This window comes from Inquilinus sp. YAF38 (genome assembly GCF_052113205.1).
Lineage (GTDB): Bacteria > Pseudomonadota > Alphaproteobacteria > DSM-16000 > Inquilinaceae > Inquilinus.
Genome location: NZ_JBFRCU010000002.1, coordinates 102,608 through 118,461 on the forward strand (window position 1 = coordinate 102,608; position 15,854 = coordinate 118,461).

7 protein-coding genes are annotated in these 15,854 nt (G+C 68.1%); 3 read left to right on the plus strand and 4 right to left on the minus strand.

Translation table 11 applies throughout. From position 1 onward, the window contains the following. Nucleotides 1-16: 16 nt before the first annotated feature. Both AB4Z01_RS01495 and AB4Z01_RS01500 read right to left on the minus strand, forming a co-directional pair. A complete protein-coding gene (locus tag AB4Z01_RS01495) occupies nt 17-6,556 on the minus strand; it encodes an SDR family NAD(P)-dependent oxidoreductase (RefSeq protein WP_441689771.1) in 6,540 nt (2,179 codons plus the stop codon). Next, complete coding sequence (locus AB4Z01_RS01500; RefSeq protein WP_441689773.1) at nt 6,553-8,736, minus strand: beta-ketoacyl synthase N-terminal-like domain-containing protein; 2,184 nt, start codon at nt 8,734-8,736, stop codon at nt 6,553-6,555. Before AB4Z01_RS01500 ends, AB4Z01_RS01495 begins: the two co-directional genes overlap by 4 nt. A gap of 387 nt (nt 8,737-9,123) precedes the next feature. Between AB4Z01_RS01500 and AB4Z01_RS01505 the strand changes: the two genes are divergently transcribed. The 3 genes from AB4Z01_RS01505 to AB4Z01_RS01515 are packed head-to-tail and all read left to right on the plus strand — an operon-like array spanning nt 9,124 to nt 11,998. After that, entirely contained in the window at nt 9,124-9,429 is a 306-nt protein-coding gene (locus tag AB4Z01_RS01505) for a hypothetical protein (protein ID WP_441689775.1), read from the plus strand. Beyond that, a complete protein-coding gene (locus tag AB4Z01_RS01510; RefSeq protein ID WP_441689777.1) occupies nt 9,420-11,051 on the plus strand; it encodes a cyclic peptide export ABC transporter in 1,632 nt (543 codons plus the stop codon). The genes AB4Z01_RS01505 and AB4Z01_RS01510 overlap by 10 nt, the downstream gene beginning before the upstream one ends. After that, entirely contained in the window at nt 11,048-11,998 is a 951-nt protein-coding gene (locus tag AB4Z01_RS01515) for a prohibitin family protein (RefSeq protein WP_441689779.1), read from the plus strand. The genes AB4Z01_RS01510 and AB4Z01_RS01515 overlap by 4 nt, the downstream gene beginning before the upstream one ends. A 131-nt stretch (nt 11,999-12,129) precedes the next feature. Here AB4Z01_RS01515 and asnB read toward each other — a convergent pair whose 3' ends face one another. Then, on the minus strand, nt 12,130-14,004 hold the full coding sequence (gene asnB, locus AB4Z01_RS01520) for an asparagine synthase (glutamine-hydrolyzing) (RefSeq protein WP_441689781.1): 1,875 nt from the start codon (nt 14,002-14,004) through the stop codon (nt 12,130-12,132). An 84-nt stretch (nt 14,005-14,088) separates the two neighbouring features. Further along, on the minus strand, nt 14,089-15,837 hold the full coding sequence (locus AB4Z01_RS01525; RefSeq protein ID WP_441689783.1) for a serine hydrolase: 1,749 nt from the start codon (nt 15,835-15,837) through the stop codon (nt 14,089-14,091). Between the last annotated feature and the right edge of the window lie 17 nt (nt 15,838-15,854).

The following is a 15,854-nucleotide window of genomic DNA, read 5'->3' on the forward strand; positions in this document are numbered from 1 at the left end:
GGCCGCCCCTTTCCAGCTACCCGATCAGTCGGTCGAGCTCATCCATCAGCGCGGCCGCCGAGGTCGCCGAAGCCGGGACGGGCGCTGCCTCGGCCTCGAGCTTCACCACATCCTTGAGCAGGTAGCGGGAGATCTTCTCCAGAGTCGGATAGTCGAACAGCAGCGAGGCCGGCAGCGCACAGCCGAGGCTCTTGTTCAGGCGGTTGCGCATGTCGACGGACATCAGGCTGTCGAACCCCTGCTCGACCAGGGGCTGGTCCGGCCCGATCGGCTCCGCATCGCCATAGCCCAGGGTCTGGCGGGCCAGATCCTTGAGATAGGCGAGCAGCAGCCCCTCGCGCTCGATCGGCAGCGCCGCGCCCAGTTCGTCGACGATGGCGCGGACCGCGACCGCGGGCGCCGCGCCCGCCGCCGGCCGATCGGCCTGGGCGACCAGGGCGGCGAACAGCCCGGCCTTGCCGTCGAGGCCGTGATGCGCGCCGTACGCCGCCCAATCGATGTCGGCCACGATCGGCTGCACCAGGTTTTCCTTCAGCACATGCTTCAGCACCCGCAGGCCCTGCGCCGGGGCCAGGGCCCGGATGCCCTGCGCCGCGAACCGGTCGGTGTCGAGCTCCGCCGCCATGCCCGCCTCGGCCCAGGGCCCCCAGTTGATGCTGGTCGCAGCCAGCCCGCTGCGGCGGCGGTGCAGGGCCAGGCCATCCAGGAACGCGTTGGCCGCGGCGTAGTTGGCCTGGCCAAGATTGCCGATGACCGCGGCCACCGAGGAGAACAGCACGAAGAAGTCCAGATCGAGATCGAGGGTCGCCTGATGCAGATTCCAGGCTCCCGCGACCTTGGGTGCGAAGACCCGGTCGAACTTCGCCCGGTCGAGATCGGCGATCATGCCGTCGTCGAGCACCCCGGCGGCATGGACGACGCCGCGCAACGGCGGGAGATCCGCCGAGATGGTGGCCAGGATGCGATCGACATCCGCCGCCAACGCCACGTCGGCCGCCACCACCGTGACCGTCGCGCCCTGGGCCTTGAGCTCCGCCAGCGCCCGCTGCGCTGCCTCGTCGGGTCCCCGACGGCCGGTCAGGACGACATGCCGGGCGCCCTCGGCCACCAGCCAGCCGGCGACCCGCAGGCCCAGCGCGCCGAGACCGCCGGTGACGAGATAGGCGGCGTCCGGCCGCACCAGCCCATGCGCCTCGATCACCTCGCGACGGTACTCCTCCTCCCGGCTCAGCACGATCTTGCCGATATGCCTGGCCTGGGCCATGAAGCGGAATGCCTCCTCGGCCTCGGCCAGCGGGAAGATCGTGCTCGGCAGCGGCCGCAGCCGGCCCTCCTCGAACACCTGCAGCAGGTCGTCGAACATGCCGGTGACCAGCGCCGGATCTTCCACCACCACCGCGGCCAGATCGAAGGGCCGGTAGAGCCAGCTGGGATCCTGGGCCTTCACCTTGGCCTGATCCCAGATGCCGATCTTGCCCATCTCCAGGAAGCGGCCATGGGGTGCCAGCACCGAGAAGCTGGCCGGGATGAAATCGCCGGACAGCGAGTTCAGCACCATGTCGACCCCGCGGCCGCCGGTCAGGTCGCGGATCTCGGCCGCGAAATCGGTGGTGCGGGAATTCATCACATGGGTGACGCCCATCGCTTCGAGATGCCGGCGCTTCTCGGCCGAGCCGACCGTGGCGAAGACCTCCGCCCCGGCCAGCAGGGCGAGCTGCACCGCGGCAAGCCCAACGCCGCCGGCCGCGGCGTGGATCAGCACGCGGTCGCCCCGCCGCATCCCGCCCAGGTGATTCAGGGCGTAATGCGCGGTAAGGAAGGTGGCCGGCAGGGTCACCGCCTCGACCAGGCTGAGGGACCGGGGCTTGCGCACCACCAGGTGGCGGGCGACCGTCACATGGCTGGCGATGCAGCCGGGCGCGGCCATGACGATCACGATGTCGCCGACGACAAGGTCGTCGATACCCTCGCCGAGGGCGGCGACCGTGCCCGCGGCCTCGAAGCCCAGCAGCCCGGCCTCTCCCGGGTACTGGCCCAGCGCGTTCAGCACGTCGCGGAAATTGAGCCCAGCGGCGAGAATAGCGACCTCGACCTCACCGGCCGCGGGCGGTCGCCGCCGCCGGGTCCGGAAGACCAGGTCGTCGAGCGTCTGACGCGGTCCCTTGTCGAGGAAATAGGCTTCGTCGTCACCGGTCTGCGGCAGCCGGCGCGCCCCGTCCCCGCCGGCAGCGCCGGTCGGCACACTGACGATCCGGGCGGCGAAGGCCTGATTGCCGCGGCGCAGCGCCAGCTGGTCCTCGCCGGCCGGGGCCTGGACCAAGGCCAGCACGGCCGTGACCCCGGCGGGCGACGGCCCGGCTTCGAGGTCGATCAGGCCGCCCCAGATCTCCGGCATCTCGCGCGAGATCGCCCGGCCGAAGCCCCAGAGCGCCGCATCCGACGGCGACGCCGCGCCGTGATCCTCGCGCGCCACCGATTGCGCCTGGCTGGTCAGGAGCCAGAGCCGGAGACGCTCGCCCCCCTCGGCCGCGCCGATCGCCTGAACGATGGGCAGGAGCAGGCCGCAGGCATCGTGACATTCCGCGCCGGGCCCCTCGCCCACGCCGCGATGGGCGAAGAGCAGATTGATGCCGCGGGAGCCATGCCCTCCGAGCCAGGGCAGGAGAACACCCAGCAGCCCGTCCGGAGCGCCGGGATCGAAGGCATGGCGGCCGTCGCCGATGCGCTCCGGCGCCTTGCCGGGGATCAGCTCCAGGCAATCCGCCCCTTGCCGGCGCAGCTGCGCCGCCAAGGCCTCGCCCCAGCCGTCCGGGCCGCCGACCACGACCCAGCCGAGCCCGTCCTGCGGCGCCGGCTGGTCGGCGAGCACCACCGGCCGCCAGTCCTGCAGGTGGATCACGCCGCGGTCGTCCGCGCGAAGGCCCTGATAGAGCGTATCGCGGTTCGTCTGCTTCAGCAGGAAACCGGTGATCTCCAGCAGGGGCGCACCGTCGCCGTCATAGGCCGTGATCTCGCTCTTCACCAGATCACGCGTCACGGTCACGCGGGTGTGGCAGTGCAGCGGCTGGGTCAGCGGACCGAGAATCCGGACCGTCGCCATGTGCAGCGGGATCAGCACGCTCTCGCCGGTCAGCATCCGGGCCGCCGATGTCTCGCAGGCGGGGAGCACGGTCTGCAGCAGCGAGTCGATCAGGCCGGGATGGATCGCACCCTCGTCGATCGGATACGGCGCCTCGACCCGGCAGACGGATTCGTTCTCGCCCTTGCGGATCTCGCGGACGCATTGGAATGTCGGCCCGGTGCGGTAGCCGAAGGTCTCGATCAGCGCATAGAACTCGGCCGCCGCCATGCTGTCGGGGCAGCGATCGCGCAGGGCCGCAAGGTCGGCCCGCGCCGGCGGCTCGGCCGCCGACGCTGCGATCCGGCCGGTGCTGTGGGTGACCCAGGGATCGGCGGGATCATCCGCCGCCTGGCTTACCAGCCGGTAGGCCGGCTGGGGCCCGCCGTCGGCGATGAACTGGACCGTGCGGGGCTGGCCCGGCTGGATCACCAGGGGAGCGGTGAAGGCGACGTCCTCCAGCGCCCTCCCCGCCCCGGCGGCGGCGAAGGCCATCGACAGATGCGCGGCCGCCGGCGAGATGATCTCGCCGAAGATCTGATGGTCCTTCAGGAACTTCGGCTGCTCGGCGGTGAAGATCGCCTGGTGCAGCTCCGTACCGGCCGGCAGCACCGCCGAGCGGATGCGCTGGCCGAGATAGGGATGGGCGTTGCGTGCCGGAGCGGCGGCGTCGCCCGCAGCGGCATCGACGATCGGCGGGAGATAGTAGCTCCGACGCTGGAACGGATAGCCCGGCACCGCGACCTTGCGGGCCTCACTGCCGATGGCGACGGCCGCCCAATCGATATCCGCGCCCTCGGCATACAGCACCGCCAGGCTCTGCAGAAGCTGGCGCCGGTCATCGTCTCCCGGCTTCAGCGATCCAAGGAAGTGATGGCCCTCGGCCGCCAGGGTCTGGCGGGCCAGGCCGGTGAGGATCGGGGTCGGCCCGACCTCGAGGAACACCGTGACGCCCTCGGCCGCCAGCGTCTCGGCGGCCGCGGCGAACCGGACCGGCGCCTCGATCTGGCCGGCCCAGTAGCGGTCGGTGGTGAAATCGCCCGCCTCGATCTTGCGGCCGGTCACCGTCGAGACGACCTGCAGCCGCGGCGCCTCATAGGATCTCGTCGCGGCGGCGCTGGCGAAGGCAGGCACCAYCGGCCGCATCAGGGTCGAGTGGAAAGCGTGCGAGACGCGGAGCGGCTGCGCCGTCGTCCCGGCCGCCTCGAACCGCCGGAGGGCCTCCGCCACCGCCGCCGCAGGGCCGGAGATGACCACCTCGCGAGGCGTGTTGATCGCCGCGATCGAGACGTCCCCGCCCGCCGTCTTCAGCACGGCCGCCACGGTGGCTTCGTCGGCGAAGACCGCGGCCATGGCGCCGCCTAGCGGCAGCAGCTGCATCAGCCGGCCACGTTCGGCGACCAGGGCCAGCGCGTCGGCCAGGCTGAGGATGCCGGCGACATGGGCGGCCGCATATTCGCCGATGCTGTGGCCACAGACGATGTCGGGCTCGACGCCCCAGGACTGCCACAGCCGGCAGAGGGCGAGTTCCACCGCGAAGATCGCCGGCTGAGCCAAGCCGGTCTGCTTCAGCTCCTCCTCGGTCGCCACGCCGCCGTAGAGGAGCTCGACCAGCGAGCGGCCGAGCGGGTCGCGCAGCGCCGCATCGCACTCATCGATGACCCGGCGGAACACCGGCTGGCTCTGGTGCAGCGCCCGGCCCATGCCGATACGCTGCGAGCCCTGGCCGGTGAAGAGGAAGGCGACCTTGGGCCTGTTGCCGGGCGCGGTGGCGACGGCCACTTGGCGCCTCGCGGTGCCGGCGAGATGGCTGCGGAGCGCGGCGGCGAGGTCGTCGGCGCCGGTCCCGGTCACCGCCAGGCGATGGGCGAAATGGCTACGCCCGGCGCCGGCGGTGAAGCAGGCGTCGGCGAGCGGCTGGTCCGGCGCCTCGAGCCAGTCGGCCCAGCGCTGGGCCGCCTCGCGCAGCGCCTCCGGGGTGCGGGCTGAGAGCGGCAGCAACTGGCTGCCGGCCGCTTCCGTGGCGGCGTTCGGGCCGGCCGGCGCCTCCTCGAGGATGACATGGGCGTTGGTGCCGCTGAAGCCGAACGAGCTGATGCCGGCCCGGCGCGGCTTGCTAGCAGCGGGCCAGGCGGTGAGCTCGGTCGCGACCTTGAAGGGATATTGCCCCCAGGGAATGTGCGGGCTGGGGTTGTTCAGATGCAGATGCGGCGGGATCTCGCCGTGCCGCAGGCATTGCACCGCCTTGATCAGGCCGGCGATGCCGGCCGCCGCTTCGAGATGACCGATATTCGCCTTTACCGTGCTGAGGATGACGGGATCCTCGGCCGGGCGATTGTTCTGCATGACACGGCCGATCGCCTCGACCTCGATCGGATCGCCGAGCGCTGTGCCGGTGCCGTGCACCTCGACATAGCCGATGTCGGCCGGGGTCAGCTGGGCGCTGGCGAGCGCCTGCCGGATCACCTTCTCCTGAGCCAGCCCGTTGGGCGCGGTCAGGCCGTTGCTCTTGCCATCCTGGTTCACGGCCGAGGCGCGGATCACGGCCAGGATCCGGTCGCCCTGCGCCTGGGCGTCGGCCAGGCGCTTCAGCACCACCACGCCGCAGCCCTCGCCGCGGCCATAGCCGTTGGCCGAAGCATCGAAGGTCTTGCACAGCCCGTCGGGCGAAATCGTGCCGAGCTTCGAGGAGGCGATGTGGAACACCGGCGACAGGATGAGGTTGACGCCGGCCGCCAGGGCCAGGTCGGTTTCGCCGCTGCGCAGGCTCTGGCAGGCGAGATGGACCGCCACCAGCGACGAAGAGCAGGCGGTGTCGACCGCCATGCTTGGTCCTTCGAAGCCGAAGGTGTAGGACAGCCGGCCCGCCGCCGGGGCGAAGCAGGTGCCGGTCAGCGCGTAGCCGTCGATCAGGTCGAGCCGGCCCGAATGGCGATGCGCCTGCGCATAGTCGTCGCTGGAGATCCCGGCATAAACGCCGGTCCGGCTGCCGCGCAACCCCGCCGGGTCGAGGCCGGCATCCTCCATGGCCTCCCAGCTCACCTCCAGCAGCAGCCGCTGCTGCGGGTCGAGGCTGGTTGCCTCCTTGGCGGAGATGCCGAAGAACGGTGCGTCGAAGCCGTCGACCGGCAGGTCGATGAAGTTGGCGCGGCCGGCATGGGTGCGGCCCGGCGCATCCGCCGCCGGATCGTAGAAGCGATCGGTCGCCCAGCGCTCCGGCGGCACCGGCGTGCAGGTGTGCTCGCCCCGACGCAGCAGCGCCCACAGCGCCTCGGGATCATTGGCACCGCCCGGCAGCCGGCAGGCCATGCCCACGATCGCCACGGGCTGGCCCTGCCGGGCCTCCAGTTCCTGCACCCGGGCCTGGCTTCGTTTCAGCGCGATGAAGGTCTTCTTGAGGGCTTCCGCGGGGTTCGCAGGCGTCTGGATATCGTTCATGGCAAATCGACCTCGCGTTCGATCAAGGTGGCCAGATCTTCAACGGAAAGTTCATCGAGAAAATCGTAGTCCCCGTCCGCCGGCGGCGGAGCGGCGGTGGCAACCGTGGCAGGAAACGACCGGTCCGCCAGGAAGAACTCCGCCATGCGGATGATGGTCGGATAGTTGTAGAGGAACGTCGCCGGCACCGGCGTGGCCAGCTCCGCCTCCAGCTCCCGCCGTAGCTCGAGCCCCATGAGCGACGTGAAACCCTGCTCGACCAGCGGGAGCTCGGGATCGAGCGATGCCAGCGGCTGGTCGCTCAGGACCCTGCGGGCGATATCGTCGATCCGCCGCCGCATCCCGTCCGGCCCGTCATACATCGCCGGCCGGGATGCCGGCGGCTGCGGCGGAGCGGCGGCCGGGGCGCCGGCAGCGGGCGGGGCGCCGACCACCGGGTCGATCCAATAGTGCTGGCGCCGGAACGGATGGCCGGGCAGTGCGATCTTGCCGGCCCCCAAAGACCGGTAGAGCCGCGCCCAGTCGACCTCCTCGCCCGCGGTCCAAAGCGCCGCCAGCTCACCCAGCCGCCGGCGCCAGGAATCTCCGTCGGCCGGACTGGGAGCGGTGCCGCGCAGAGCCGCGGCCAGTTCCGCCGCGGTGCTGCCGACCACGGCCAGGCGGTGGGCAAAGGCCGTGCGGCCGGCGCCGAGGGTGAAGCCGACATCGGCGAGGTTGCGGGGAGCGGCTTCGAGCCAGCCGGCCAGGTCGGCGGCCAATTCCTCGAGCGCCGCCGGGCTACGGGCCGACAGCGGCAGCAGCACGGCGTCCGACCGTCGCATCTCCCGCGCCTCGGGTGCCGGCGGTTCCTCCAGGATGACATGGGCGTTCGTGCCGCTGAACCCGAAGGAGCTGATCCCGGCCCGACGCGGCCCGGCCATTCCCGGCCACGGCGTCAGTGCCGTCGGGACGGTGAGCGCCACCTCGTCCCAGGGGTGATGCGGGGTCGGCGTTTGCAGGTGCAGATGGGCGGGGATCTCGCCGTGGCGCAGGCACATCACCGTCTTGATCAGGCCGGCCATGCCGGCACCGGCTTCGAGATGCCCGATATTGGTCTTGACCGATCCGACCAGCAGCGGGGAGTCCGGGTCGCGGCCGGCGGCGTAGGTGCCGGCGAGCGCACTCAGCTCGATCATGTCGCCGAGCGGCGTGCCGGTGCCGTGCGCCTCGACATAGGCAATGCTGTCGCCGGACACGCCGGCCCGTGCGAGCGCCTGGCCGATCACGCGCTCCTGCGCCTTGCGGCTGGGCGCGGTGAGGCCATTGCTGCGGCCATCCTGGTTGACCGCGGAACCGCGGCAAAGCGCCAGGATCCGGTCGCCGTCGCGGCGCGCCTGGCCGAGGGACTTCAGGACGACGGCGCCGCAGCCTTCCGCCCGGACGTAGCCGTTGCCCGCGGCGTCGAACGCCTTGCAGCGGCCATCGGGCGAGAGCAGGCCCATCTTGGTCAGGCAGATGAAGAGGTTGGGCGTCAGCAGCGCGTTGACGCCGGCGACCAGCGCCGCCTCGCACTCCCCCTGCCGGATCGCCTGGCACGCCAGGTGCAAGGCGACGAGCGAGGACGAGCAGGCGGTGTCGACGGCGAGGCTCGGGCCGTCGAAGCCGAACGCATAGGAGAGCCGGCCCGCCGCGGCCGCGAAAGACGCGCCCGTCGCAGTGAAGGGGTCGATCGCGGTGTTGCCGGGCTGCCACAGCCTCGCGCCATGATAGTCCGTCGTGCTGATGCCGATGAACACGCCGAACGGCTTGCCGCGGTCGGGGTCGAGCGCGACGCCCGCATCCTCCAGCGCCCGCCAGCCGACTTCGAGCAGCAGCCGCTGCTGCGGGTCCAGGGCCGCAGCCTCTTTGGGCGAGATGTCGAAGAACGCCGCATCGAAGGCGCCGGGGAAGGGATCGGGCAGGAACCCGCCCCACCGCGAGGCCGTCTTGCCGGGCCGGTCCGGGTCTGGGTCGTAGAAATCGGGCGCCCACCGGGTGGCCGGGACCTCCCGCACGGCGGACCCGCCGCGCCGCAGGAACTCCCAGAACGTGTCCGGATCGTCGCAACCACCGGGATAGAGGCAGGCGGTGCCGACGATGGCAATGATCTCGTCCGGCGCAGTCTCGTGCCCGGCGGCCGCTGGCACCGAGCGCTCTAGCATGACCGCTCCTGCCGGCGGATTGTCGACCTGTCAATGTCGCGTTGAAAGGCCCGAGCCGGCCGGAGACACTCGAGCACCGCTCGACGACCAGGACGCCCTACAATGGAGCGTACGGCATCAATACATGACACCATCAATCCTTCCTAATCGCTATAATGAAGTCTTTATCGAAGTCCGTATTCGCAACGAATCTCCCTATGTGATTTTCAGGACAATAGCTTTCCTGCCCCCGATCTTATCGAATCGGTATCAATACGGGCATCCCGGACAGCTTCCGGCGAACCGGCGCCGCGACCTCAGTCTATACCGAATTGACTAACGCACATCGCGTTTCCCGACAAGTGTATTTGTAAGATACAATATCGCGCCTAAATTGAAGCAATGTTTATGGATTTATATTACATTTCCAATGTGGATGGACATTTATTGGTTGAAAAGACCTTGAGGATGGTGATCTTGATCGATGCCGGGTCGGGGGCGCAGCGCCGCCGGGCGAAAGCGAATTTGAAAGGGCCCGGCCGCGGGGTTTCGGCCGAAGATTCTCAGGCAATCCTCATCGGCATTACAACCGCCGGAACGCGCCCGGCAGCCAGGTTCTGGAACGGCTCTCATGCAATCGATGGCATCATGACGATCTCAGCCTTTATGTCGACGGTTCCGGCGCGCGCGTGGGCTTCTGGCCGATGGCACTGATCGATCTCCTGAACCGCGAATCGGCAGGCTCGCGCCGGGACATGATCATCGCGGTCGTGGTCTCTGGCGCGGCCAACGCCATGATGCTGGCCGTGATCAATGAGGCCGCCCAAACCGCCTCCTACGAATCCCTGAATTTCCGTTACCTGGTGCTGTTCGCCATCGCCATGGCGCTCTACGTGGTCGGGCTGAAATACACCTTCGATTCCGCCACCCGGATCTTCGAGCAGATGATCACGCGGATCAGAATCCGCCTGGTCGAAAAGATCGCGGGGTCGGAGCTGCTGCTGCTGCACCAGGTCGGCAAGGCCCGGATCTTCCAGAGCATCACTCAGGATACGACCCTGATCTCGGAATCCCAAGGGCTGCTGGTTGCGGCGGCGCAATCCGTGGTGATGGTGCTGTGCACGGCGATCTATGTCATGACGGTTTCGCTGCCTGCATTCCTCACCATCCTGGGCGTGATCGGGGCCGGGATCACGATCTACATCTCCCGGCAGCAGCAGATGATGCGGCTGATTCAGGCCAGCGTCGGCGAGGAGGTGCGCTTCTTCGGCATGACCAGCGATCTGGTCGACGGCCTGAAGGAGGTCAAGCTCAACCAGGCGCGCGGCCAGGCCGTCCTCCTGGACCTTCGCCAGGTGGCGCAGGTGATGCGCGACCTGAAGATCAAGACGACCGATCTTTACAACAAGAATGCCGTCTTCTCGCAGTGCTTCTTCTACGTGCTGATCGCGATCGTCGTCTTCTTCCTGCCGAGGATCGTGCAAGATTTCGCCCCCGCCGTGCCGCAACTGGTGGCGGCGATCCTGTTCATCATCGGGCCGCTGTCGACCATCGTCACCGCGATGCCCGCCTTCGCCAAAAGCAACCAGGCGGCAGATTCGATCGCCCGGATCGAGGCCGAAATCGACCGCATCAACGCCGAGGTCGGCCGGGTCGTCGCCAGCGAGCAGCCGCTGCAATTCCATCGCGAGATTCGGTGCCACGCCCTCGGGTTCAGCTATGCGGCGGCGGATCCCCAGGCCTTCCGCATCGGCCCGATCGACCTGGCCATACCGCGCGGCGAGATCACGATGATCATCGGCGGCAATGGCAGCGGCAAGACCACCTTCCTGAAGGTGCTCGCCGGCCTGTACCAGCCGACCGGCGGCGGCGTCGCGATCGACGGGGTGGCGCTGGAACGCAGCAATCTGCAGGATTATCGCGAACTCTTCAGCGCGATCTACACCGACTTCCATCTGTTCCGGAAACTCTACGGCCTTGCCGTGGAGGTCGAGACGGTCGAGGGCCAGCTGCGGCACATGGGCATCGGCGAGAAGGTGCGCTATGGCGGCGACACGTTCAGCACCCTCGACCTCTCGACCGGACAACGCAAGCGCATCGCCATGGTCGTGGCCCTGCTGGAGGATCGACCCGTGCTGATCTTCGACGAATGGGCAGCGGACCAGGATCCCGATTTCCGGCGCTACTTCTATGAAGCGCTGCTGCCCGAGCTCAAGAAACGCGGCAAGACCTTGATCGTCGCCACCCATGACGACCAGTATTTCCGCATCGCCGACACCGTGGTGAAGATGGAGCTCGGCAAGGTGCAGTCGATCCGGCGGAACGCCGAGCCATGAGCGCCCACCCTCTGTCGGATCTGCGGCGGGCCATCATCCTGTTGTGCCGCAGCCTGCGGCGGTGGCTTGGTTGGCAGCCGGTTCGCCAGGCCGCCGCGCCTGCGCGAACCCTGGCGGACCCGCCGCCCCTTCCCCCCGGCATGTCGCGCCGAGCCTTGCGGGCGTGGCTGGCCGGTCTGGGGACACTGCTGATCCTGTTCTATCTGTGGCGCAGCATCTTCATTCCGATCGGGTCCGGCCAGCTGGGCATACGCTGGTCCCGCTTCGACGGCGGCACGGATATGGGCCATGTCTATGGCGAGGGCTATCCGGCGATCTGGCCGTGGGACACCATGACGGTCTACGACACCCGCCTGCAGGAGATGCACAATACCGTGGCTGTTCTCACCGCCGACGGGCTGGAGGTCTCGCTCGACGTCACTGCGCGCTTCGCGCCACGGGCGGCCGATCTGCCGATGCTGCACAGATCGGTCGGCCCGCGTTACCGGGAGACCGTGGTCTGGCCGGACGTGGTCGCCGCGCTGCGCCAGGTGATCCGTCAATTCAAGCCGGACGAGCTGCGGGTGCTGGGCGAAGCCGGCCTCTCCACCAAGGTCGATGACGCTGCGAGGAGCGCCGTGCAGTCCCATTGGGTCGACCTCGACCGGGTCTTGATCACGCGCATCGCCCTGCCCGAACGGCTGTCGGCCGAGATCCAGGAAAAGCTGGCCCAGGAGCAGAAGGCCCTCGCCTACGACTTCATTCTGAAGCAAGCCGAGATGGAACAGCAGAAATGGTCGATCGAGGCCGACGGCATTCGCGAATTCGAGGAGAAATCACGCATCTCGATGCTCAAATGGCGTGGCATCCAGGCGACCGAGCGCCTCGCTGCGTCCCCCAACGCCAAGATCATCGTGATGGGCGCCGGCGAGAATCAGCTGCCGGTGCTGCTGAATGGGGATAAGTGAGGCTCCTTCCCTACAAAAGAACCGTCATTGCGAGGAGGCAAAGCCGACGAAGCAATCCATGCTGCCGCTCTTGCTGCCCTGGATTGCTTCGCTGCGCTCGCCATGACGATCCTTTAGTAGGCTCGCCGATATCAGGCATAGCCCGGCATGTCGAACTCCTCCAGGAACAGCCCGAAGGTCAGCACCAGCATCAGCACATCCGTGTCGAAGGTGGCGTTGATCTGCGTGGTCCCGGCCATGTGCTGCCGGCGCAGGCGCTCCACCGTTTCGGCATCGAAGTAATTCTGCCGGCGGATCAGTTCGGGCGACAGCAGATCGTCGATCCAGTCGACCCGCTGGGCCAGGAGATAGGGCGACCCCGGCGCCACGAAGCTGAACTTCTCGCGCCCGGCGACCGCCGGCGGCAGGTATTTCCTGGCGATCTCCCGCAGCAGCCACTTCTCGGTGTCGTCCCGGACCAGCAGGTCGGGTGGAATCGAGCGGACGAAGTCGACGACCTCGATGTCGAGGAACGGATAGCGCGCCTCGATCGAATTGGCGTAAGAGACGCGGTCGCCGTGATCGGCCAAAAGATGGTCGGCCAGCCGCAGCTTGAAGTCAGCATAGGAGCGCTGGTGCAGCGGGTGGCGCCCGGCGAGGCATGATCGGTCGACGGGCGGCCGCTGCGTGCATTCGAACCGCGGCAGCGCCGCGGCGACGGCGGGCGAATAGAGCCCCGCCTTGGTCTCGCGGAACAGACGGTAGTCGCGCTCGTAGAAGAAGGCCGGGTCACCCCACAGCTCCGCCCGGACCTCGTCCTCGAGCATCGCCTCGAGCGGGTCGGCGGTCCCCGGGGACCGGCCGCCGGTGGCATCGAAGCGATAGCCGACATAGCCGGCGAACAGCTCGTCCGCCCCCTCCCCGGTCAGGACCACCTTGTGGCCGCTCTCGCGCACCATGGCCGACAGCGCCAGCGAGCAGGTGTTGTAGGCCTCCTTCAGCGGCGCCTCGGCCGCCGCCACCGCTTGGCGAAGCCGGCGGATGATCTCGGCCGGCGGGAACTCGATCTCGTGATGCCGCGTGCCCAGTTGCTCGGCCATCAGCCGCTGCGGCCGGCGCTCGTCGATATCGGCCTGCGGAAAGGTGATCGAGTAGGAATGGAACTGGCGGTCCGGTGCCGCCGCCTGCGCCAGGGCGCCGATCAGGCTCGAATCGAGGCCCCCGCTGAGATAGAAGCCGACCGGGACATCGGCATCGAGCCGACGGCGCACCGACGCCAGCAGCAATTCCTCCAGCCGCGCGACATAGAACTCGGTCTCGCGCCGTTCGGCCGGCCGGGCGGCCTCGGGATACACCAGGTCCCAATAGGGCCAGGTGTGGGCCGGGCGGCCGGAGCCGGCCTCCAGCACATGGCCTGGCGGTAGGGCGTGGATGCCCTGGAACATGGTGGTGGGGCTGACCATTCCCGGGAAGGTCAGGATCTGGTCGAGACCGGCGAGATCGACCCGTCGCTCGACCGTCGGATGCGCCAGCAGGGCCTTGATCTCCGAGGCGAACAGCAGCTCGCCCCCCGCCTCGGTATAGAACAGGGGGGCGATGCCGACATGGTCGCGGCCGAGCAGCAGCCGATGCCGACGATGGTCGTAGAGGGCGAAGGCGAACTGACCGTTGAGCCGGCCGACGAAGTCGGCGCCATACTCCTCGTAAAGATGAACCAGGACTTCGACATCGCAGCGGGTGCGGAAGCTGTGGCCGCGCCGTTCCAGCTCCTGTCGCAATTCACGATGATTGAAGATCTCGCCATTGCAGACCGAGGTGATCCGGCCGTCCTCGCTGTGGTGCGGCTGGTTGCCGGTCGCGAGATCGACGATCGAGAGCCTGGTGAAGCCGAGGGCCACGCCACCCGCGGCGAAAGTGCCGCCGTCGTCCGGGCCGCGATGGCGCAGCCTGCCGGTCATGGCCTCGATCTGACCGGGATCGATCGGGCGGTCCCGGTCCGAGCTGAAGAGTCCGACGATGCCGCACATCCTGGCCGCCATCCCGCCTTGTTGAACCCGCACAACGGCGCCGCCCCCGACACCGGGTGTCGAGGACGGCGCTTCCTTCAGACCTCACTGGGCGGCGCTGGTGGTGAATGTCCACAAAGGCCCGTTCACCAACGGGATCACCTGATCCTGCGCGACGGTATCGACCCGCCAGTAATAGGTGGCGCCGGGCTTCAGCATCGCCTCGACACCGGTCCCCGGAACGTTCTTGAATTCCACGCCGTCATGCGCATCGGGACTTGCCTGATCGACCGCGTCGGCGTCCGTCCCCCAATAGACGTTGTAGCTCGTCCCATAGATCCGGCCGGCCTGCCAGGCGAGGTCAACCAGGCCGTTGATGGGTTTCACCTGCGCACTCTCGCCCGGCTGCGGCGTCGTCACGGCCGACGAGACCAGCGGCATGATCTGGTCGAGCATGTTGGCCTCCCACTCCTGGTCCCAGGTGTTGGAGGCCAGCACGAAGAACGTGTCCGCGTCGAAGAAGTAATAGAGCAAGGTCTTGTAGCCCGGGAACGCCCCGCCATGGCCGCGGGCGCTGCCATAKGACCGCGCCGGCTGCATCAGCCCGCCGACGCCGTAGTCCATCGGCTGCCAGCCGATATGGATGTCCGCCGAGACGAAGGTGAACCATTTCTCCTTGGTGCCCTGGTTCAGCAACTGGTCGGATCGGAACATCCCCTCTCCGAACTTCAGCAGATCCCACGGCGTCGAGACGATGGCCCCCGCTGTCCAGGCATAGCTCGGATTCGTCGCGGTGACGTCGCACCAGTCCTCGTAGACCTGCTGCGGATAGGGGATCGAACCCCATTTGGTGTAGCCGTGCATCTGCGGCAGTTGCTGATCGTTGGTCGCGAAATAGGTGTCCCGCATGCCGAGCTTATCCATCACGTAATGCTGGATCACCTGCTCAGCCTTCTGGCCGCTGATCTTCTCGGCGATCATTCCCAGCAGGATGTAGTTCGAGTTGGAGTAGTACCAGAAGGGATATTGCGGCGGCTCCGGCGGCGCGCTCCCGTAGATGGTCGCCCAGTAGGGATTCGGATAGGTCGCGCCGGGTGCGAAGTCGGACGGCAGCGGCGGGTTCGGACCGTTGTTGCTCAATCCGCTCATCAATTGATCGGGATCGAAGTGCCGTTGCGGCGTTATTTGGGGCGAGAATCCAATATCGCTGTCGGCCAGATAGTTGGTGATGCCCGTGGTCATCTGCAGCAGCATGCCGATGGTCATCTCGTTGATATACGGTATCCCGGCGACGATGCCATCGTCGTCCAGGTATTTCAGCACCGGATCGGTGAGCTTGAGCTTGCCCTCCTGTTCCATCTGCAGAATCGTCTGGGCGGTGAAGATCTTGGAGACACTGCCGACGCGGAACTGCATGTCGGGCGAAATCGGGGTCTTGGCCTCAAGATTGGCATAGCCGGTGGTGCCGAGTCTTACCCCCCAGTCCGGCGATTTGACGAGGATCACGGCGCCGGGGACGCGGCCATTGGCGGTGAAGCTGTCCAGCACCTTTTGCCAGGTCGCGGGGAAGGGCCGGCTCGGCTGTACATTGGATGCCGTCTTCTTCTCGACGATCGGCCCGGAGATCGGCGGCGCAGCGCAGACTGCCGGCGGATAGCCGGGGACGATCGGGCTGACCTCCTCGGCGGAGCCTCGAGGGGCGGCCAGGGTCGCGGTCGGACCGGCGATCGCCGGCGCGGCCCTTGATGTGGTCAGAGGCAGCGCCTCTGCCCAGCTGGGCGCGGCTGGCGCAATCGCGACGGACAAAGCCAGCGGCAGAAGCCATGGTGACGTCTTCGATACTCCGCGTTTCATGCATATCTCCTATAGTA